Source organism: Capnocytophaga catalasegens (assembly GCF_026005215.1).
Lineage (GTDB): Bacteria > Bacteroidota > Bacteroidia > Flavobacteriales > Flavobacteriaceae > Capnocytophaga > Capnocytophaga catalasegens.
Map to the genome: position 1 here is coordinate 70,033 of NZ_BPMA01000021.1, position 22,881 is coordinate 92,913.

The window sequence follows — 22,881 nt, forward strand, 5'->3', positions numbered from 1 at the left end:
ATTTGCAAAATTGGCTTTTTCTTCTCTCTTTTTTCACATTGAAAATTGTCGAAAATTATAAATATCCTTTTTTTTCTAACATAGAAATAGCTTCTTCAATAGCGTTATAAATTTCTTGTAGCTGAGGATTGGTTATCACATAGCAAGGCAGTATGTAAATAGTATTATAAACAGGTCTCAAAATAATTCCTTTGGATATAAAGAAGTTATATAATACGTTTCGGATTGTTCCATAGTAGTTTCCATCAGGTTTTACTTTGAGGTCTAAGGCAAAAATTACTCCTAAGGTTCGTATATCAGCTACTTTCGGATGTCTTTTCATTTTTTTAGCAAATTGCAAATGCTGTTTATTTATGCGCTGCAAATTTCTTTCTATTTTAATATCTTGAAATAACTTGATACTCTCTAATGCAATTGCACAACCTGTTGGATTTGCCATAAAAGTATGTCCATGAAAGAGTGCTTTACTAATATCATCATCGTAGAAAGCATTAAATACCTCTTGGGTAGTTGTTGTTGCTGCCAGTGGGATAGTTCCTCCTGTAAGTGCTTTGGATAAGCAAATAATATCAGGATTTTCATTCAGGTAGGAACAAGCAAATAGTTTTCCGGTTTTACCAAAACCTGTCATTACCTCATCAGCTATAGTCAATACATTATTTTTATAGCAAATAGAAATCAGTGTATCTAATGCTTCAGGGGAGTACATTATCATGCCAGCTGCTCCCAAAACTAGTGGTTCGAATATAAAAGCAGCAGGATTATATGCTCTGATAGCTTGCTCTAATTTTATTGCACTTTCTTCTTCTCTACCTTTTGTAGGAACAGGAATTCTAACTACCTTTAATAATTGTCCTTCAAATGCTTTTGTATATAAAGAGATACCAGAAACTGCCATTGCTGCAAAAGTATCTCCATGAAAAGCATCTTCAAAAGCAATAATTACATTTCGTTTTTCATTTTTATTATAGTAAAATTGCAGTGCCATTTTGATAGCAACCTCTACTGAGGTAGAACCATTATCTGAAAAGAATACTTTCTGTTGATTTTCAGGTAGTAAATAAATCAATTTTTCAGCCAAATCAGCAGCTGGCTGATGTGTAAATCCACCAAAAAGAACATGTTCAAGCGATATAAGTTGTCTATAAGCTGCTTTGGCTAATTGCTTATTGGTATGTCCAAATGGATTAACCCACCAACTGGCTATTCCATCAATATATTTTTTACCTTTATCATCCCAAAGTAGTGCTTTTTTACCTTTTACAATAGGTATAGGAGCTTGTTCTGTTTTATGTTGTGTATAAGCATGCCAAAGATATAGATTATCTTTTTCTCGTATTGATAAATATTTAGTTTTCATATTATTAAAATATTCTATTATCCAATTATTCTATCATAAAAATTTCTTTTGCAGAATCAAATGGGATTTTATAGTATTTTCTATCTATTATTCTACTCTGTGTATTACTTACTAAAAATTCTTTAACTACCCAAAGTGTAACTGACTTATTTATTTCATCATATTCAAAATCTAATCCATAATATTTTTTACTATTTTTAGTACTTTGAATATATAAATCTCCATATTTTTCATTAGAATTATACCAATCTCTTTCAGTATAAAAAGTAAATGAAGTAGGTATTAGGTTATTATTTTCAAATTTTTTAAATCCGCTTGGTTCTTCTACATATATTACTATATCATAAAAGTTATTTTTACTATTTTTATCAATATTTTTAGAAGAAAAAACAAGTAAATATAGCATTTTATCTTGCTTTTGCATAGGAAAATAGGTTAATAACTGCTTATCTTTTCTATTAGAAATTACTGATTTGATATAATAAGGTATAGTTATTCGTTCTGTAATATAAATAGGTATTTTATTTTTATCTTTTTTATAAATATTAACATAACTAATATAGTTATGATAAGCAGTTACAAAAAGTTCATTATCCCAAAATGAATTAGAAGCATCAAGTATTATCTGTTTATTCATTGGAAAATGTGTTAAAAAATAGGTATACAATTGAGTAAAACTTATTGTTTGAGGTACATTTTCATTTTTTAAAAAGAATAAAATATCTTGTATTTCAGACTGATTAGGAGTTTTACATTGTAAATAATTCTCAGTATAAAAATCTAATACTAATTTTAATAAATTAGTATTTCCTTTATAACTTTGTAGTTCATTTAGTAAATTAAAATTTACATCTTCACACTTATATTTTTTACTTTCTAATACAAAATAATTTTTATCAAACGAATATTCTTCTATATATTTTTTTATTAAAAATTCTTTTTTATATTTTTTATCAATATTTAATCGTTCTTCTACACTTTTTATAATTCTTTTTTTATCTATTTCAGCATTAGAAATATAATTTTTTTGTTCTATTTCTTGATTTTCAGCTATATCTAATTTATCTATCAATTCTCCTGAGCTATTATAACTACAAATAGAAATCTTTTGCCAAATATTTTTTGTATTTCTATCTTCTATTTTATATTTATATACTATAAAATAAGTATTTTCAACTATATATTTACCAATAATAGAATACGTATCAAAAAGTAATTTTTCCAAAGAACTATCATACGAAAAATATCCTATATAATTATAATGTGTTTTACTTATAAACGTATCTGTTTTTATAGGTAACTGCAAGGTAGGAAGTTCTTTTACAAAATCAGCAAATGATTTATAAGGTTGGTTAATTGGTAACTGATACTGCATTTCTATTTTATCATTCGTATTATTTAATAATTTTTTTTCACCTTTGAAAAAATTACAACTAATAATAAGAAATGCAAATAAAAATATGATATTATTTTTTTTCATACTAACTATTATGAATAATACTCAACTTTTATTGAAAATAATAGAGATACAATATATTGCATCTCTATTATATCATACACATACTTTAATTGTTTTCTTTTTTAATTCGTGACATACGACGTTTATAAGCAGTGTTTGTATCATCAATTAGTTTATTAAGCGACATAACAAATACTTTTGATTCATTTGATGGATTTATAATACTTGAAGCAAAAGCATACATAACTATTGTATCATATTGTTCTGTCGTTTTTATTCGTATTTTTTTAGCACTTTCTACATTTTGAGCTAATTGATTATCAGCTCGCTGTGCAGTAAGTTCATCATATCTTTTATTTATTTTAGACAATTGATTTACAACATCTGTTAATGACAGCTTAGCAATATAAGCTGCATTTTCGCTAGTTGATAAATCTGACAATAAACTATCTATCGCCTGTGTTTCTCTTCGTTTTGGCAAAAGTTGAATACCCTGATAATTTTTCGTAATATTATACAAAGCCATTGCAGCTTTTTGTTTTGCTTCAATTGGAGTTTTTCTTTCATTACGAACTATAGTAAGTAGATAAACAGCTACATCATCACGTTGTTTATCTAGCTTTGTCATTTCAGCAGTTTCATTACTTACTCTACTATGACGAATAACCTGTGTCAACTTTTCGATATTAGCACTGAATTCATTTACAATATCTTCTGAAACTCCCAATTTTTCAGGAGTTGCAGTAAGTATCAATCGCTCTGCACTTCGTATAAAATGCGTATATTCTTCATGATTCAATTTAGAAAATCGAGCTTCTTTTATTTTTAAAATCTCTTCCATAATTAAATTATTTTATATTTATGGTACAAAATTATAAAAACTAATTGTATTGACCAAATAAAACTATATTTTTTTTATTTTATTTTTTAATTTATCTAAAAATAATAAAATAATATTTTATCAAATACAAATTTTTATATTTTTACATATATAAATAGATAAGAATACATATATATTTATATATTCTATGTAATAAGAAATACAAAAACACTATACGCTATTTATTTTTATATAAAATAAATATGTAAAATGAATTGCGATTTAATATTATATATAATAAAAATACAAAGCGCAAAATGCGATAGGTTATTAAATAACCTATAAACTATTAGCGCAAAATGCGATAGATTATTTTATTTAATAAAAATACATAAATAAATACATTTTAGTATTTTCAATCTAGTAGAAACTATTTGAAGAATAATATACACAAAAAAATACGGACTATATGTCCGTATTTCTGGTTAAATTTATATATAATATGCAGAGAGTTCTATTAAATTACTTTCAGTTTGGCAAATTTAAGTAATAATTTTTTAGTTCCTGAAGTCTCAAAATCGATTTCAGCCTTCTTTTCATTGCCTGTTCCTTCTGTCGATAGTACTTCTCCGATACCAAAACGCTCATGCATAACACGATCTCCTATTTTCAATTCAGGTAAATCTCCTTGATTACCAATAGGTGTTGATATATTAGGCTTTTTAAGTCGGAGTTTTCGCAGTTGTTCCTCAGTTGGCTTATTACGAGAAGGTGGCGCACTATTGGTTGGCTTTTGCAATCGTAATTTACTTCTGTCTGGCTCTGAAAATATGTCTATATCAATCAATGATTTATAACGATAACTCGGATTTGACAATATCGGAGTCAAATAATCTAAGTACTGCTGGTCAATTTCATCAATAAATCGACTAGGTTCTGCATCCATTAGCTTACCCCATCTATATCGATTCTCTGTATAAGTAAGATAGGCTTGTTTTTCGGCTCTTGTAAGGGCTACATAGAACAGACGACGCTCCTCTTCTAATTCCGTACGAGTGTTAATACTTAGCGCCGAAGGAAATAGGTCTTCTTCCATACCTACAATAAATACATACGGAAATTCCAAGCCTTTGGCAAGGTGTATAGTCATCAGCGAGACTCTATCGCTGTCTTCAATGTCCTTATCAAGGTCTGTCGCAAGAGCTACATCTTCTAAAAATTCAGATAAAGCCCCTCGACTATCGGCAACTTCCTTTTGTCCCTCTACGAAATCTCGAATCCCGTTCAGAAGTTCCTCTATATTTTGCATGCGTTCTACTCCCTCAGGCGAACCATCTTTCTTAAACTCTAATAAAAGTCCCGTTTTCTTGGCAATATGCTCTGCAAGAGTGAAAGCATCTTCCGTTTCATTCATAATCTGAAAACTCTGAATCATTAAAACAAAGTCTGTCAAGCGCGCTTTGATATTCGGAGTGATTTTAAGTTGGTCACTGATTTTATCTAAGTTATAAATAATCTCAAAAACAGACTTTTTGTAGTGATTTGCGGCTATTATAAGTTTATCAATAGTGGTTTGCCCAATTCCGCGAGCAGGAAAATTGATAATCCGACTCAAAGCTTCTTCGTCTTTCGGATTTACAACCAATCGCAAATAGGCTAATACGTCTTTGATTTCCTTTCTCTGATAGAATGAAATTCCTCCATAGATTCTATACGGAATATCTCGCTTACGCAAAGCATCTTCAATCGGTCTAGATTGCGAATTGGTACGATATAAAACAGCAAAACTTCCATTGGTTAACTGATTTTGCATGCGTGTTTCAAAGATGGTACTCGCCACAAAACGACCTTCATCGGCATCGGTAAGGCTTCTATGAACCTTGATAGGCTCTCCTTGCTCATTAGACGTCCAAACTACTTTTTCTAACCGAGTTTGGTTATGTTCAATAATTGAATTAGCCGCCTCGACGATATTTTTAGTCGAACGATAATTCTGTTCTAATCGATATACAGCAACTTTCTGATAATCTTTCTGGAAGTTGAATATATTGTTGATATTTGCTCCCCGAAAAGCATAGATACTTTGAGCATCATCACCTACTACACAGATGTTTTGAAACCTGTCTGACAAAGCGCGAACAATTAAATACTGCGAGTGATTAGTATCCTGATACTCATCAACCAATATATACCGGAATCGATTTTGATACTTGGCTAATACTTCAGGATATAAAGTAAGTAATTCATTGGTTTTAAGAAGTAAATCATCAAAGTCCATTGCTCCAGCCTTAAAGCATCTATCTACGTAATGCTTATAAATCTCCCCCAAACGCGGGCGCTTAGCCATTGCATCGGCTTCTTGCAACTCCGGATTATTGTAATAGGCTTTGACGGTAATTAAATTGTTCTTATATGAGGAAATTCTCGAATAAATTTGCTTATATTTGTAAATATCCTTGTCTAATCCCATCTCTTTGATAATTGATGAGATAAGACTTTGCGAATCTTGTTGGTCGTAAATTGTAAAATTGGACGGATACCCCAACTTATCGGCTTCAATTCGCAGAATTTTGGCAAAAACAGAGTGAAAAGTACCCATCCAAAGGTTTTTTGCTTCACTTTTACCTACAATTCGAGCTATTCGCTCTTGCATTTCACGAGCTGCTTTATTGGTAAAAGTCAGTGCCAAAATATTAAAAGGGTCTATACCTTGGCTCATCAGATACGCTATTCGATAGGTAAGTACGCGTGTTTTGCCTGATCCTGCTCCTGCGATAACCATCAAAGGTCCTTCTTTATGAAGTACAGGCGCACGTTGAGCTTCATTCAATTCTGCTAAATATCTCTCCACGATTTTATACTTTTCAAAGTGCGAAATTACGGATTTTTTTAATTAAGGTTTATTATGAATTTAATAAAAAGAAAACTGGCAATTGGGTAGTTTTATTTCTTTGAACTAAATTATAAATTATTTTATACTAAAACTCTTATTTATTCTGAAAAAGATTGCATTTCTACCAATTTTCGATATGTTCCATTTTTCTCCATAAGCGAGTTATGCGTACCCTGCTCTACGATTTTGCCTTGTTCCATAACTACAATCATATCAGCGTTCTGTATAGTTGATAGTCGGTGAGCAATTACGATTGATGTTCTATTTTCCATCATTTTTTCCAAAGCATCTTGAACTAATTTCTCGCTTTCGGTATCAAGTGCCGAAGTCGCTTCGTCAAGAACCATTATCGGAGGGTTTTTCAGTACAGCACGAGCAATACTCAATCGTTGTTTTTGTCCACCCGAAAGCGTATTCCCTGCATCTCCAATATTGGTTTCAAATTGTTCGGGCAATCGTTCGATAAATTCATATGCATTGGCGACTTTCGAAGCACTTACAACTTCCTGAAAAGAAGCATCGGGTTTCCCCAATTTCAGATTATTCTCCACAGAATCGTTAAACAGAATAGAATCTTGAGAAACTACGCCAACCAAGTTTCGAAGTGAATGGATTTTCATATCACGAATATCTATTCCATCAAAAGAAATACTTCCTTTATTTACATCGTAAAAACGACTTACCAGGTTGGCAACTGTACTTTTACCACTACCCGACTGACCTACTAGTGCTACGGTTTTTCCCTTAGGAATTTCTAAAGAAAAATCTTGTAAAACATACTTATCTTGATATTTGAACCAAATATTTTTAATCGAAATTCCTTGTGTAAAATCTGTTTTTTCTATCGCATTTTCTTTATCAAAAATTAGATTTTGAGCTTCTAGTACTTCCATTACCCTATCGGCAGCGGCGGCTCCCGAACGCAACTGATACGATGCTCTACTAATAGCTTTGGCAGGAGTTAAAATATTATAAGCCAACCCCATATACGCTATAAATTCAGAACCACTGAGCGTTGCTTCAACTAAAACCATTCGCCCACCAAACCAAAGTAAAACACCTATAACTGCAATCCCTAAAAATTCACTAAAAGGAGAAGCTAAACTATGTCGATTTGATAATCGATTTGCTTGTTTAAAAATTCGTTCAGTAGAATTTTTAAATTTTGAAAGAAAATGTCCTTCAGCATTGAATACTTTAACTATGCGTAAACCACTGATACTTTCTTCAATAATCGAGAGAAAAAATCCGTGTTCTTGTTGTATTCGGTTCGAATGTTTTTTCAATGACTTTCCTATTCGAGAAATAATCATTCCTGAAATAGGTATAAAAATAAAAACAAAAAGTGTCAGCTTTGCACTAATTCCAAACATTATTATTATCGTAAAAATAATAGTAAGAGGCTCTCGTACAATAAGTTCCAATATTGAAAGATACGAATTTTGAAACTCTCCAATATCACCCGTAATCCGAGCCATAAGGTCTCCTTTTCGTTTTTCTGAAAAATATGAAATTGGCAAAGAAATCATTTTTTGATACATTACATTTCGCAAATCTTTCAAAACTCCGTTGCGAAGATAATTTATACAAATAACCGCCAGATAATTAAATATATTCTTTAACAAAAACAAAATCAGTACCATTATAATTATTATAGTCAAGGCATCAACCTTGCTCTCTCCTGTATAGGCGCTAATATAATAGTTTAGATAATCTTTAAAATATGTATTTATCTGAGAAATTCCTGTATAAATGGGCTTTTGATATACCTTCCCGTTTTCGTTAAAAAGTACTTCGAGCATCGGAATGAGAGCCACAAATGACAAGGCACTAAATAACGCATATAATATATTGAAGAAAATATTCAAAAACGCATATTTTTTATAAGGTAGTGCGTAAGGTAGTATTTTTTTTATATTTGATAAATCCATTATATTTTTATGAAAGTCAATAATTTTCGATAAATTTGTGTTTCCAGAATGCAAATATAGTGATTTTTGAGTAAAATTTTCAGCTACCATCTTTTTTTTGTTTTTTTTCTTGAAAAAGATATTTTTGGAACAATTTTTGCAGTTCAATTTAGATAGATTACGAACAAACCTAATTAAAACATCCCATGATTAAATTATTGACAAAAGAACTTATTACTCCTGTTATTGAGCAGGAAGCTAAAGAACTATTCTCTTTGCTTAGTCGACGGAAACAACTCTCTCTAAGTGAATTATTTAACAATGAAAAAGAAGCCCCTTATATAGTGGTGTATTTAGAAAATGGGCATCTTTTAGCTATGGCTTCTATGGCTATTTATAAAGTAATCTCAGGACATAAAGGTTGGATTGAAGATGTAGTTGTTAAAGAGTCTCATAGAAGACAAAGAATAGGAATGCAACTTATTGAAACTCTTATTGAAAAAGGAAAATCTTTAGATTTAGGTGAAATTTTACTTTTTGCATCACCTGAAAATTTGGGAGCTATCAGCCTTTATGAACAAGAAGGTTTCAAAAACAAAGGTGTTGCTGTGTATGTTAAAGCTCTGAAAGAAATATATCCTAAATAATTACTTGTATATTATAATAAACCTCTTATTAAAAAATCCGATTAAACTCAGTTTTAATCGGACTTTTTTATTTTTTAGACTTTTTTTGAGCTAAAATAACTTAGTAAAAACATTTTTTTACTAATTATTTTTCTATTTCAAAAAAAAATAGTAAATTCGCAACATTTTAATACACAAGCATATGAATTTTAAAGAATATAATGAATTAAATCTTCCTTTTGTTGCCCAAGAAATATTAGCTTATTGGCAAGAAAATAACATATTTGAAAAAAGTATTGAAACTCGCCAAGGAAATACACCTTTTGTGTTTTTTGAAGGACCTCCTTCGGCAAATGGTCTTCCAGGTATTCATCACGTAATGGCTCGTACGATTAAAGATATTTTCTGTCGATACAAAACTCAAAAAGGTTTTCAAGTGAAACGAAAAGCTGGTTGGGATACACATGGACTTCCGGTAGAACTCGGTGTGGAAAAAGAACTTGGTATCACCAAAGAAGATATTGGTAAGAAAATTTCGGTAGAAGATTACAACAAAGCGTGCAAAGAAGCTGTTATGCGCTATACAAATATTTGGAATGAACTGACCGAAAAAATGGGCTATTGGGTAGATATGGAAAATCCGTATATTACGTACCAACCCAAGTATATGGAGTCGGTGTGGTGGCTTTTGAAACAAATTTACGACAAAGGATTGCTTTACAAAGGCTATACCATTCAGCCGTATTCTCCAAAGGCTGGAACAGGACTTTCATCGCACGAACTCAACCAACCAGGTACGTATCGCGATGTTTCCGACACTACCATTGTAGCTCAATTTAAAGTCCGCCGTGAAAATATCGCAAATGAAACGAAATTTTGGAACGTCATCAACTCCCTCTCCTTCGGGAAGGGCTGGGGAGGGGATTTATTTTTCTTAGCTTGGACAACCACCCCTTGGACATTGCCTTCAAATACCGCATTGGCAGTGGGAAAAGACATTGATTATGTGTTAGTTAAAACATTTAATCAATATACTTTTGAGCCGATAAATATCATTTTGGCAAAAGTTTTACTGACGAAAAATTTCGGTAAAAAATATTTTGAAACTAACGATGATGGCGATTTTTGGTCTTTTGGACAATTCCACGAAGGGAATATCCCTTACCAAATTTTAGCCGAATTCAAAGGCTCGGATTTGGCAGGAACACAATACGAACAACTGATTCCGTGGTTTTTACCTGCTGAAAATACAGAAAATGCTTTCCGTGTGATTGTGGGCGATTTCGTTACCACCGAAGACGGTACGGGAATTGTGCATATAGCTCCTACTTTCGGGGCGGACGATGCTCGTGTGGCAAAAGAAAACGGCATTCCTCCGATGCTTATCCACGACCAACACGGTAATTTAGTACCTTTGGTAGATTTGCAAGGACGTTTTGTACAAGGCGAAAATGTACCTGAAATTTTCAGCGGAAAATACATCAAAAACGAATATTATGACGAGGGGCTTCCTGAAAAATCGTGGGATGTAGAACTTGCAATTCTTTTAAAAACAGACAATAAAGCCTTCAAAGTAGAAAAATATGTCCATAGTTATCCACATTGTTGGCGTACGGACAAACCTATTTTGTACTATCCGTTGGATTCATGGTTTATCAAAATTACGGACGTGAAAGACCGTATGTTTGAACTAAACGAAACCATCAATTGGAAACCGAAAGCTACGGGCGAAGGGCGTTTCGGGAATTGGTTAAAAAATGCTAACGACTGGAATTTGTCGCGTTCGCGTTATTGGGGAATTCCGCTTCCGATTTGGAGAACGGACGACAAAACTGAGGAAATCTGTATCGGTTCGGTAGATGAACTTAAAAATGAAATTCAAAAATCAATCGCCGCTGGGTTGATGTCTGTGGACGTATTCGCTGATTTTGAGGTAGGTAATCTCTCGGACGAAAACTACGAAAAGATTGATTTACACAAAAATATAGTAGATAATATCATCTTGGTATCGCCTTCGGGCAAACCGATGAAACGTGAGGCTGACCTAATTGATGTATGGTTCGATTCAGGAGCAATGCCATACGCACAATGGCACTATCCGTTTGAAAATAAGGAGTTTATCGATAAAAAAGAGAACTTCCCTGCGGATTTCATTGCGGAGGGAGTTGACCAAACGCGAGGTTGGTTCTATACGCTTCACGCCATTGCTACAACAGTTTTTGATAATGTTGCTTATAAAAATGTGGTTTCCAACGGATTAGTATTGGACAAAAATGGACAAAAAATGTCCAAACGCCTCGGAAATGCCGTTGATCCATTCAAAACCATTGCCGAATACGGAGCCGATGCCACTCGCTGGTATATGATTTCAAACGCCAATCCTTGGGACAACTTAAAGTTTGATATTGAAGGAGTTGCAGAAGTAAGACGCAAGTTTTTCGGAACGCTTTACAATACGTATTCGTTCTTTGCTTTGTATGCAAACATTGATAAATTTTCATACAAAGAAGCTGAAATTCCGCTTGAAAATAGACCAGAAATAGACCGATGGATTCTCTCGGAGCTACATACATTGATTAAAAAAGTTGATGAAGCACTTACCGATTACGAACCTACACGAGCAACACGTCTGATTTCAGATTTTGTTCAAGAAAATCTAAGTAATTGGTACGTAAGGCTTTGCCGTCGTCGCTTCTGGAAAGGAGAATACGGAACAGACAAAATATCAGCATATCAAACGCTTTACACTTGCCTTATCAATGTAGCAAAACTATCAGCTCCCATAGCTCCATTCTATATGGAACAACTTTACTTAAATCTGACCGAGGGAGTTGGAGGAAAAGAAAGTGTACATCTGACTGATTTTCCTATTTATAACGAAAATAATATAGACCTTGCTCTACAAAGTAAAATGGAAAAAGCTCAGACTATTTCGTCTTTGGTACTTTCGCTTCGTAAAAAGGAAATGATAAAAGTACGTCAACCTTTACAACGTATTTTGATTCCTGCACTCAATGACATTGAAAAACAGGAAATTACAGCTGTTGCTGACTTGATAAAATCGGAGGTAAATGTAAAAGAAATTTCATTTATTGATGATGATGCCTCGGGAATTTTGGTAAAACAAATTAAACCCAATTTCAAAACTTTGGGGCCTCGTTTCGGGAAAGATATGAAATCGGTAGTTGCTGCTATTCAATCTTTTACACAAAAAGACATTCAATCATTTGAAAAAAATGGTAATTTTGTTATGAAATTAGGTGAAAAAGATGTAACTTTATCTCTCGAAGATGTTGAAATTACCTCACAAGATATAGAGGGTTGGCTTGTGGCAAACTCGGGAAATCTTACCGTAGCTTTGGATGCTACTATTACTGAGGAACTTCGTAATGAAGGAATTGCTCGTGAACTGATAAATCGTATCCAAAATCTGCGAAAAGATAACAAATTTGAAGTTATTGACAAAATCAATGTTGTCCTTCAAAAACATTCTGAATTAGAAAAAGCTGTTTGGGCAAATATTGATTACATAAAAACCGAAACACTTACCGCAAACCTAATTTTCGAAGAAAATATCGCTGGAGAATTGATTGAATTTGACAATATTACAACAAAAATAAGTATTAACAAACATTAAACTAATGTGATATGGAAACAAATACTGTACGTTATTCTGATAAAGAATTACAAGAATTCAAAAAACTAATTGAGCAAAAAATAGAACAAGCTCAAAAAGATTTGGAACTACTAAGAAATGCTTACCAAAACGGAGCTGATAATAGCACTGATGATACTGCTCCAACCTTTAAAGCATTTGAAGAAGGTTCTGAAACCATGAGCAAAGAAGCTAATATGGCTTTGGCCAATCGGCAAGAGAAGTTCATTCGTGATTTAAAGAATGCACTTATTCGTATTGAAAATAAAACGTATGGAGTTTGCCGAATTACAGGAAAACTTATTGATAAAGAGCGACTTAAACTCGTTCCGCATGCAACAATGAGTATTGAAGCTAAAAATATGCAAAAATAATATGCTCATAAACAAGGAGTGTCCAAAAAGATTAAATAATACTTTTTGGGCACTTTAATTATTTTTTATATTTTATGAATATAATGATAGAATTTTTCAAAAATAATTCTAAACCAAACCGTATATTTTTCAGGATATAAAGCCATATCTTGACGGGTAGCTTCTGGTGTATCCCACTTATAATCAGCTACTTCGGTAGGATTTATTTTCGGGGTATCATCTGAATATCCTATCAGTACGTGGTCAAATTCGTGTTCGGTGAGTCCGTTATCAAAAGGAGCTTTGTAAATAAAAGAAAACAATTCTTTCAGAGGGATTTGCATGCCCATTTCTTCTTGTAATCGGCGCTTTCCCGCCTGCAAATTACTTTCTCCTTCTCTTTGGTGGCTACAACAAGTATTCGTCCATAACCCTGGAGAATGATATTTATTCAATGCACGTTGTTGCAACAGAATCTCACCTTTGGAATTGATAACAAATACCGAAAAAGCTCTGTGCAAGAGTGCTTTTTGATGAGCTTCTATTTTTTCCATTAGCCCAATAGGTTGGTCATTTTCATCGACTAAAATTACTTTTTCTATCATTGATTTAAAACTTCAAAAGTAATATAATCTCCTTTTTGGATATCTTTTTGGTCGCAAATCCCAGCATTTAGTTCTAAAACATACTTGGCAGGTGCTTCTGAAGGGCGAGATTCTTCGCTTAAAGGTTGAGCGTTTTTAGAAATACTCACTACCTGTTTTTCAGCATCTAAATAAATGATATCCAATGGGATATATGTATTCTTCATCCAAAAAGAACGCATTTGTTCATCAGGAAAAATAAATAACATACCTCTATTGTGAGCCATTGTTTTTCGATACATCAGCCCAAGTTCTGTTTCAAGAGGATTTTGAGCCAATTCTATTTGAAAATCAGCAATTCGTTCACCCGTTTTCTTGAAAAAAGATAGGTTTCCTTCGTGAGTAAAAGGAGGTTCTTGCACCTGAATATCAGAGGTTTGTATCTCTACTCTTGATTGTTTCTCTTGTATAAAATATGGTAATACAGAAGCCAAAATAACAAGTCCTATTCCGATTACCAATATAAGTACAAAGTTTTTTCTGAAAAAATTCATTCTTTTTTTATTAAAATTTCGCTTGCAAAAATAGAAAATTTATTGCAATTCGCATTACAATAATACAATATTTTTATTTTTATTTCATTTTTGACTAAAAATTTTAGTCAAAATAGTTCTGTTGAAAACTTTCCAAAAAATAGTTATCAAAAATGTATCTTATTTGCATTTGCTTTTTGTAATTTTGCAAAAAATAATTATATATATGTCTTTGTTATCAAGCAATGATGAACAACGTTTTTTGGTAGTTTCTCGTTATGAAAATATGCTGAAAGAAAATCAAAATATATTCTTTGATGCGTTTGAATTTGAGCAAATTATCCATTATTATTTAGAAAATAACAAATTTAACAAAGCTAAACACGCCATACAAATCGCTTTGGGACAACATCCTTATTCGTCTGTATTGCGATTGTTACAGGTTGAAGTTTTTATTTTTGAAGATAATCTGACCAAAGCCCAAGAAATTCTAGATGAAATTATTCTTTTTGAACCTGATAATTCGGAAGTTTATGTACAGAAAGCAAATTTATATTCCAAAAAAAATAATCACCATAAAGCTATCGAATTGCTCAAACAGGCTCTTCCTTTAACTGATGATGTAGTTGATATTTATTCCCTTATTGCAATGGAATATCTTTTTATGGAAGAATATACATTTGCTAAAAAATATTTCAAAAAATGTATTGATGAAGACCCCGAAGATTATCTTTCTTTGCAACAACTTCTGCATTGCTATGATTTTTTGGAAGAACACGAACAAGCTATTAGTTTCTTAACGAATTATTTGGATAAAAATCCGTATTGTGAAGTCGCTTGGCACAATTTAGGACGGCAACACGTAGCCCAACATAACCTCAAAGAAGCACTTCGTTGCTTTGATTTTGCCATAATCAGTGATGATACTTTCACAGGCGCTTATTTTGAAAAAGGAAAAGTTTTAGAACAATTGCATTGTTATAATGAAGCTATTGAAAATTATAAAATCACACTTACATTAGATGATCCTTCATCGTTTGCCTACTTACGAATTGGAAAATGTTATGAAAAATTAGGAAAAAGTGACTTAGCGGAACAATATTATTTCAAAGCAACTTATGAAGACCCTCAATCAAGTAAAGCATGGTTTGCCATTGTCACTTACTATGCACAAGAAGGTAATTATGATAAAGCAGCTAAGTACATTCCAAAAGTACTTATCAATGAAGAGGAAAATCCTTTTTATTGGAAACAAAGTGGAGATATTTATCTCGCATTAGAACACTATCAAAAAGCTATTTACGCATACGAACGCGCTATTGAAATAGGAGATTATTCTGCTGAAACCCGAAATACACTAACCGATGCTTTCCTGTCTTCACAGTCTTTTGAAAAAGCTATTATCACAGGATTAAATACACTTCAAATGTATCCAGAAGACGGAAGTACCTACTATCGTATTGCTATAGCTTACTACTTTCTTTCAGATATTGAAGAGGCTTTATACTATTTAAAAAATGGAGCTTTATATGCTAATGAATGGCTAACATATTTTGATAAACGTTTTCCAATGGTTTTTAAAAATGAACAGATACGCAAGTTAGTACAAAAAATAACTAATCAAAAAACAAATTAAATTTTCACTCATATGACAAACATTATTAAAAACAATCTTTTTTTGATAGGAATTATTCTTTTTCTAACCTCATGTGGAGCAAAAGTATATAATGCTCCCGATATAAAACAGCGAACTACAACACCAAGCCGAATCGCTATCCTCCCTCCTACCATTACCATGCTTTCAGGACAATTTACAGGAACTTTTGAACAATCAAAAGAAACGGAATCGCTACATATTCAGCAAGCTATGTTTTCGTGGTTTCTCAAACAAATGGGAAAAAGCAGAATTCCACACCAAATGCAAGATATAGAAACAACCAATGCAAAACTCAAACAAGCAGGCTATCCTGAGAAAACACTTACCAAAGAAGAATTGTGTCAAATATTAGACGTTGATGCGCTTGTAAGTTCTCATTATACACTTTCTAAACCAATGCCACAAAGTGTTGCTATTGCGACTTCCATTCTATTAGATTACGAAGGGACTACTAATAAAATTTTGGCAACAATGAATATTTTTGACAACAAAACACACAAAGTTATTTGGAGTTATAGCAACGATTTCTCAGGAACATGGCGAGAAACCTATCACGATATCGTAGATAAACTTATGCGAAACGCCAGCAAAAAATTGCCTTATGGCTCATAGTTGGAATGTATTTTTCAATATAAAGTCATATCAAAATGTTTTGGTATGACTTTATATTTTTATAAAAAGTTTAATTTTATGTAAATTGTTCATATTCTCTATTATTTTAAAAAATCTTATTGTATATTTGCCAATCTAATTTTTAAGAAATGAAACGAAAAAAGATAGATTATTTTTTTATTACTTTAAAAGGTATCGCTATGGGAGCTGCCGATGTAGTACCTGGTGTGTCGGGAGGAACAATTGCTTTTATTGCTGGAATTTATGAAGAGCTTATATCTTCGATTAACAATATCAATTTAAAAGCTTTCAAAATACTAAAAAATGACGGATTTAACACTTTTTGGAAACACATCAATGGAAATTTTTTCTTAGCGCTTCTCTCAGGAATTTTTATCAGTATTTTATCTTTGGCAAAAGGTGTAAAATGGTTGTTAGAAAATGAACCTATTGGAGTTTGGTCTTTCTTTTTCGGACTGATGATAGCCAGCATTTTCTTTTTGGCAAAAGATATTCAAAAATGGGGGTTTGTGACTATTCTAGCAATGTTGTTTTCAGGAATTATAGCTTACATTATTACAATAATTCCTCCTTTGGCGAGTCACAGTGGGTTAGTATATATCTTTTTTTCAGGAGCATTAGCTATTTGTGCTATGATACTTCCAGGTATTTCAGGAGCATTTATTTTGGTGCTTCTGGGGGCATATCATACCATTTTAGTTGCTTTGGATAATTGGAATTTATCAATTATAGGTGTTTTTGCTTTGGGAGCTATTTTTGGAATTTTGAGTTTTTCCAAAGCGCTCAAATGGCTATTTACTCATTATCGAAATACAACTATAGCAGGGCTTACAGGGTTTATTATTGGGTCACTCAATAAGGTTTGGCCTTGGAAGGAAGTGCTTCGCTACGGAACAGACTCTCACGGAAATCAGGTAGCAATTTGGGAAAAAAGCATCTTGCCTACTACTTATGATGGGAATCCACAGATAATAATGGCTATTTCGCTCGCATTTGTAGGTTTTTCCCTTCTCTACGGATTAGAAAAATGGGCTTCAAGTTTAAAAAAGAATTGATTTTTCTGAAATAAATTTTTCATCTTAATATCATAGAATACTAATGGAAGTAACACGTACACTCAAAGACAAAATTCTTCTGGTTATCAAAGGAATAGCAATGGGAACAGCCAACAAAGTACCTGGAGTTTCCGGAGGTATTGTAGCTTTTGTAGCTGGTTTTTACGAAGAATTTATTTATTCGCTCAAACGAATGAATCGTAAGGCGTTTGCACTACTTTTTAAACGTGGATGGAAGGCATTTTTTCAATATACTAATTTTCGTTTTTTAGGACTTTTGGTCTTAGGAATGGTTATTAGTTTTTTCACTGTTTCCAAGCTATTAGACTATTTTATTTCTATAAAAGAAGACTACGTTTGGGCGTTGTTTTTTGGAATGATTTTAGGCTCTATCTATTACATAGCTGTCGATTTTAAAGATTGGTCTCGCAAAAATATTCTTTGGGTAATTATTGGCATTTTGGTCGGTGGAGGAATCAACTTTTTAAAACCTGCCTCAGGGAATGATAGCTTGCTTTTCATTTATTTCTGCGGATTTATAAGTGTTTCAGGAATGACACTTCCGGGACTTTCAGGGTCGTTTATTCTAATGCTAATTGGTAATTACACCTTACTCTTGGTCGATTCTGTCAATGCGTTGTACGATGCAGGAGTTAGTGTTTTTACCACCAATTGGGCATATTTCGACAATCCTCACAACACCTATTTGTTAAAAATTTTAGCTATTTTCACCCTGGGCTCAATCTCAGGGCTTATCGGGCTTTCGTCATTACTTTCTTACCTGATGAAACACTTTAAAAATAGCACAATGGCTCTAATTATCGGATTTATTACGGGGTCTTTGGGTGTGGTATGGCCTTGGAAAACAAATATTTATAAAACAGATATGCTCGGAAATCAACTGTTGGGAAGTAACGGAAAACCTATTTTGGATAACTACGAAAGATATTTGCCCAATATCAGTTCTTGGGATACGTGGGGAGCTATTTTATTCATTATCATCGGAATTGTAATTGTCTTATTATTAGAATATTATGGGCGAGAAAAAAGAATTAAAATCAACTTACGCACTCATCGGTAGAAATATTTCGTATTCTTTTTCAAAAGGATATTTTTCAGAAAAATTTAAAACAGAACTTATCAATGCCCAATATATCAACTTTGATATAGCTTCTATCGAAGAATTGCCAAAGTTAATATCTTCTTTTCCAAACCTTAAAGGTATGAATGTAACCATTCCGTACAAAGAAGACATTATTCCTTTTTTAAACGAATTAGATCCAATCGCTCAGCAAATAGGAGCTGTCAATACAATTCAAATTCTCCCCAATGGAAAACTAAAAGGCTATAATACAGACTATTACGGATTTTGGAAATCGATTCAGCCTTTGCTAAAAACACATCATACCAAAGCGCTTATTTTAGGAACAGGTGGAGCATCAAAAGCTATTGCTTATGCGCTACAAAAGAATCATATTTCATACCGATTTGTCTCACGTACAGGAACAAACAAAAATCTATCCTACCAAGATGTAACTTCTTCATTATTAAAAGAATACACATTGATTATAAATTGTACGCCACTGGGAACTTTTCCCAATACTGAGCTCTTTCCTCCTATTGCATACGAATTTTTGAATGAAAAACACTTACTCTTTGACCTTATTTATAATCCTGAGAAAACAACTTTTCTCGCCAAAGGCGAAACACAAGGAGCAAGTACTTGCAACGGATACTCAATGCTTATTTTTCAAGCAGAAGCCTCATGGAAAATTTGGAATATGTAAAAAAATAAGTCTTTTTTTTTTGCAAAAAATAGTATTATTTTTTAAACTCTCTAATATTCGATAGATATTTATATAAAATAAAAAACTAAAATTTAGTTTTTTTTTGCTTTTTTGTTTATTTACTTGATTTATAAATAATCGTTCTGTAATTTTGTATTGAATTTCAGACGGTATTATGTATCAATGGGTCCCCTTAATCTGTTAATTATCATAAAATTTATAATATCATGAAAAAAAGTTTATTTTTCGTAGGCTTACTGTCTTTTTTTTCAGTACCTACATTCGGACAAGAAAAAATTAAAGATGTAAGAACTAACCCGGATCTTTATTTCTTACAAATTGAAGAAGTACCTAATAGTCTTGAACTCTTACCACCTCCTCCTGAACCTGGTAGCATTATTTTCCTCAATGACGAAGCACGATATAAATGGGGACTAATGCAACGAAAAACTCCTCGTGGAGATCAAGCTTTTCAAGATGCTCGTGTACACGGGAATGGAGTTCCTAATGCTTTTTCAGAAGCTTTTGGCATTACAATATCTAAAGAAACTACTCCTGAAATTCATAAACTAATTTGTCATTTTGAAGATGCAGGAGATTTAGCCACACGCCATGCTAAGAAACATTATATGCGGGTACGTCCATTTGCTCTTTACAACGAAACTACCTGTAACCCCGAAGACCAACAAAAACTTTCTACCAACGGGTCATACCCATCCGGGCATACATCTATCGGTTGGGCTACTGCTTTGATTCTCGCTGAAATTAACCCCAATAGACAAAATGAAATCTTGAAAAGAGGTTATGAAATGGGGCAAAGTCGCGTAATATGTGGATATCATTTCCAAAGTGACGTAGATGCAGGACGCTTAGTAGCAAGTGCCGTTGTCGCTCGCTTACATGCCAACGATGCTTTTATGATTCAATTAGGAAAAGCTAAAAAAGAATTTGCTGAACTTTCAAAGAAAGGGAAAATTAAAAAAAGTGAACGGATGATGAACTAAAATTTTAGGATATGAAAAGATTGCTTTTATCAATTCTTTTTATTCTTATAAAAAGTTGGAATGGATATTCACAACAAGAAATAAGTGGAGAAGAAAAAACAAATGAACTAACACCTTCTGCCATAAGTACAGAACTAAATTCCTTCTCCCCCCCCCATGAAGAAAAATTAGAAATAAAACCTTTGGGACGTATTTTACTGGATGCGGGTATTTTTTATGCAAATGAATATAAAGATAAATTTGTTAGCGGAGTAGCAATTCCTGATGTGAGAACAGGAATGGGAATATATTATGGTAAATGGAAAGGTAAAATTGATATAGCATATGCATATGGCAAAATTACTCCCAAAGATATTTTTCTTGAATACAAATTCAATAAACAAAATCTATTACGAGGTGGTTTTTTTGTGCATCAATTTGGTTTACAAAGTTCTACAAGTTCATCATTCAAAGTATCTATGGAAGAACCTCAAAGTAACCAAGCTTTCTTTAACTCCCGTTTATTAGGATTGATGTTTGTACATAACAAAGATAATTTCTTTGGTACTTTGAGTATTTTTGCTGAGAATGAAACTATACAAAGTTCTTCGGACAAAATAGGTAATGAAGGATATGGAATGATGTCACGTTTATTATATCGTCCTTTACGAGAAAAAGGTAATATTCTTCATATAGGGATTTCTGGTTCCTTTGAATCACCCCGTTACAACTCCGATCCGTCAATAAATCATAGTTTTTTTCGCTTAAAAACAAATTTTCCAACACGAATAGCTAGAGTAACTGCACAATCAGCTGAAATTATTGATGCAAAAATGCTATATAAATGTACTCCTGAACTTGTTTTTGCTAAAAATAAATTAGGTTTTGAAACTCAATATTATTATCTCACTATAAACCGAAAGAATGGAGCAACAAATTATCAAGCTAGTGGTTTTTATACTTTAGTACGTGGACTTATCAGAGGAGATTCCTATACTTATTCTGAAAATGACGGAGGAATAAAACTGCCAAGTTCTGGTTCGTTAGAACTTGTATTTGATTATAATTATACTGACCTCTCTGACCATAAAATAAACATATTAGGAGGTAGACTCAATGATTTTTCCTTAGTTTTTAATTATTATATCAATAAATATATGATTTGGCGTGTAAGAGGTTCTTATACAACAGTTACTGACCGGGCAAATTTTCTCAATACTAATGTAAGCCTTATTGAAACTCGCCTTCAATTTAAATTTTAAATCGTTAACATTATGAAATTAAAAATTATATTTCAGATATTATTATTTTTATTGTGCCCGACACTAATAATAGCACAACAAGAACGAACAGAAGTATTTAAAAAGAAATATAAACTGAAAGAAGTAGTGATTTTAAGTCGCCATAATATTCGGTCTTCACTTTCGGTAAATGGAAGTATGCTTAGTAAAATCACACCTCATCAATGGATAGAATGGTCTTCTTCTCCTAGTGAATTAACGTTAAAAGGAGGTATTCTCGAAACAATGATGGGACAATATTTCCGCAAGTGGACAATTAGTGAAGGTCTTTTTACAGAAAATGCTATTCCAAATACTGATGAAGTAAATTTCTATGCTAATAGTATGCAGCGTACTATTGCTACTGCTCAATATTTTTCATCGGGGTTTATGCCAATGGCTAATCTTAGTGTGTATCATCGTTTTTCTCATAGTAAAATGGATCCTGTGTTTTTTCCTCGCCTAACTAAAATAAGTGAAGATTTTAAAGCTCAAGCAATAAAAGAAATTTCAGCAATGGGTGGTAAAAAAGGAATTGTAGGAATTAACGAAAATATCAAAAATTCATATCAAATCATTGCTAAATTACTTGATATAAAAAATTCTCCTGCCTGCAAATCAGGTGAAGTATGCGATTTTAATGACTATAATACGCAAATCATTCTTAAAAAAGATGAAGAACCTAATATGAAAGGTGCTTTAAAACTAGCAAATTCTGCCTCTGACGCTTTCATTCTTCAATATTATGAAGAACCTAATTCCAAAAAAGCAGCTTTTGGTCATATCATTTCAACAACCGATTGGCAAAAGATTGCAAAAGTAAAAGATGTATATGGTGATGTATTATTTACAGCTCCTATTATTGCTGTCAATGTAGCTCATCCATTGCTTGTTTATATGAAAGACGAATTAAATGCTTCTGCTCGTAAATTTACTTTTTTATGCGGTCATGATTCCAATATTGCAAGCATAAACGCAGCTTTAAGAGTAGAACCTTATGAGCTTCCACAATCTATTGAAAAGAAAACTCCAATAGGCTGTAAGCTAGTTTTTGAAAAATGGCAAGATAATAATGGAGAGAATTTTATAGCAATCAATTTAGTTTATCAAACGACCGAACAATTACGTGAACTTAAAATGTTAACTATGGAAACACCCCCAAAAGTAGTATCTTTAAAATTGAGCGGATTACAAGCAAATGCTGATAATTTATATCCTTTGGATAGTGTTATTGCTCGATTTGAAGAAGCCATCCAAGCATATGAAAATATAAAATAACCAATATTTCTAAAT

The 22,881-nt window shown here is 32.4% G+C and carries 18 protein-coding genes; 11 read left to right on the forward strand and 7 right to left on the reverse strand.

Going from position 1 to position 22,881, the window contains the following annotated elements:
- Positions 1-55: 55 nt before the first annotated feature.
- The 5 genes from bioA to OO775_RS07140 all read right to left on the reverse strand — a co-directional run bounded on the left by bioA (position 56) and on the right by OO775_RS07140 (position 8,463).
- Positions 56-1,360: an adenosylmethionine--8-amino-7-oxononanoate transaminase gene (bioA, locus tag OO775_RS07120; protein WP_264846391.1), complete on the reverse strand. Its 1,305-nt coding sequence runs from the start codon at positions 1,358-1,360 to the stop codon at positions 56-58.
- A 25-nt stretch (positions 1,361-1,385) separates the two neighbouring features.
- Positions 1,386-2,840: a hypothetical protein gene (locus OO775_RS07125; protein WP_264846392.1), complete on the reverse strand. Its 1,455-nt coding sequence runs from the start codon at positions 2,838-2,840 to the stop codon at positions 1,386-1,388.
- A gap of 85 nt (positions 2,841-2,925) precedes the next feature.
- Positions 2,926-3,618: a DUF6261 family protein gene (locus OO775_RS07130; RefSeq protein WP_264846393.1), complete on the reverse strand. Its 693-nt coding sequence runs from the start codon at positions 3,616-3,618 to the stop codon at positions 2,926-2,928.
- Between the two features lie 538 nt (positions 3,619-4,156).
- Positions 4,157-6,490, reverse strand: a complete 2,334-nt coding sequence (locus OO775_RS07135) for an ATP-dependent helicase (protein ID WP_264846394.1) — start codon at positions 6,488-6,490, stop codon at positions 4,157-4,159.
- 140 nt (positions 6,491-6,630) lie between these two features.
- Positions 6,631-8,463, reverse strand: a complete 1,833-nt coding sequence (locus OO775_RS07140) for an ABC transporter ATP-binding protein (RefSeq protein WP_264846395.1) — start codon at positions 8,461-8,463, stop codon at positions 6,631-6,633.
- 185 nt (positions 8,464-8,648) lie between these two features.
- On the opposite strand from OO775_RS07140, the gene OO775_RS07145 reads away from it, so the two are divergent.
- The 3 genes from OO775_RS07145 (at position 8,649) to OO775_RS07155 (ending at position 13,097) form a co-directional block, all read left to right on the forward strand.
- On the forward strand, positions 8,649-9,089 hold the full coding sequence (locus OO775_RS07145) for a GNAT family N-acetyltransferase (RefSeq protein ID WP_264846396.1): 441 nt from the start codon (positions 8,649-8,651) through the stop codon (positions 9,087-9,089).
- A gap of 181 nt (positions 9,090-9,270) precedes the next feature.
- Positions 9,271-12,705, forward strand: a complete 3,435-nt coding sequence (ileS, locus tag OO775_RS07150) for an isoleucine--tRNA ligase (protein ID WP_264846397.1) — start codon at positions 9,271-9,273, stop codon at positions 12,703-12,705.
- 11 nt (positions 12,706-12,716) lie between these two features.
- Positions 12,717-13,097 carry a TraR/DksA family transcriptional regulator gene (locus OO775_RS07155; RefSeq protein WP_264846398.1) on the forward strand — a complete coding sequence of 127 codons (381 nt, stop codon included), beginning with the start codon at positions 12,717-12,719 and terminating at the stop codon, positions 13,095-13,097.
- 65 nt (positions 13,098-13,162) lie between these two features.
- On the opposite strand, the gene idi is transcribed toward OO775_RS07155, so the two are convergent.
- Positions 13,163-13,681 carry an isopentenyl-diphosphate Delta-isomerase gene (gene idi, locus OO775_RS07160; protein ID WP_264846399.1) on the reverse strand — a complete coding sequence of 173 codons (519 nt, stop codon included), beginning with the start codon at positions 13,679-13,681 and terminating at the stop codon, positions 13,163-13,165.
- Positions 13,678-14,214 carry a DUF192 domain-containing protein gene (locus OO775_RS07165; protein WP_264846400.1) on the reverse strand — a complete coding sequence of 179 codons (537 nt, stop codon included), beginning with the start codon at positions 14,212-14,214 and terminating at the stop codon, positions 13,678-13,680. The genes idi and OO775_RS07165 overlap by 4 nt, the downstream gene beginning before the upstream one ends.
- Before the next feature lie 205 nt (positions 14,215-14,419).
- On the opposite strand from OO775_RS07165, the gene OO775_RS07170 reads away from it, so the two are divergent.
- The 8 genes from OO775_RS07170 to OO775_RS07205 all read left to right on the forward strand — a co-directional run bounded on the left by OO775_RS07170 (position 14,420) and on the right by OO775_RS07205 (position 22,866).
- Positions 14,420-15,829 (forward strand): tetratricopeptide repeat protein, encoded by a 1,410-nt coding sequence (locus OO775_RS07170; protein WP_264846401.1) that lies wholly within the window; start codon positions 14,420-14,422, stop codon positions 15,827-15,829.
- A gap of 12 nt (positions 15,830-15,841) precedes the next feature.
- Positions 15,842-16,462 (forward strand): hypothetical protein, encoded by a 621-nt coding sequence (locus tag OO775_RS07175; protein ID WP_264846402.1) that lies wholly within the window; start codon positions 15,842-15,844, stop codon positions 16,460-16,462.
- Positions 16,463-16,611: 149 nt separating this feature from the next.
- Positions 16,612-17,538 carry a polyprenyl-phosphate transporter gene (locus OO775_RS07180; RefSeq protein ID WP_264846403.1) on the forward strand — a complete coding sequence of 309 codons (927 nt, stop codon included), beginning with the start codon at positions 16,612-16,614 and terminating at the stop codon, positions 17,536-17,538.
- A gap of 43 nt (positions 17,539-17,581) precedes the next feature.
- Complete coding sequence (locus OO775_RS07185; RefSeq protein WP_264846404.1) at positions 17,582-18,619, forward strand: DUF368 domain-containing protein; 1,038 nt, start codon at positions 17,582-17,584, stop codon at positions 18,617-18,619.
- Positions 18,573-19,325 carry a shikimate dehydrogenase family protein gene (locus tag OO775_RS07190; protein ID WP_264846405.1) on the forward strand — a complete coding sequence of 251 codons (753 nt, stop codon included), beginning with the start codon at positions 18,573-18,575 and terminating at the stop codon, positions 19,323-19,325. Before OO775_RS07185 ends, OO775_RS07190 begins: the two co-directional genes overlap by 47 nt.
- A 227-nt stretch (positions 19,326-19,552) precedes the next feature.
- A complete protein-coding gene (locus OO775_RS07195; protein ID WP_264846406.1) occupies positions 19,553-20,329 on the forward strand; it encodes an acid phosphatase in 777 nt (258 codons plus the stop codon).
- An 11-nt stretch (positions 20,330-20,340) separates the two neighbouring features.
- Complete coding sequence (locus tag OO775_RS07200; protein ID WP_264846407.1) at positions 20,341-21,570, forward strand: porin; 1,230 nt, start codon at positions 20,341-20,343, stop codon at positions 21,568-21,570.
- Positions 21,571-21,582: 12 nt separating this feature from the next.
- On the forward strand, positions 21,583-22,866 hold the full coding sequence (locus OO775_RS07205) for a histidine-type phosphatase (protein WP_264846408.1): 1,284 nt from the start codon (positions 21,583-21,585) through the stop codon (positions 22,864-22,866).
- The last annotated feature ends 15 nt before the right edge of the window (positions 22,867-22,881 follow it).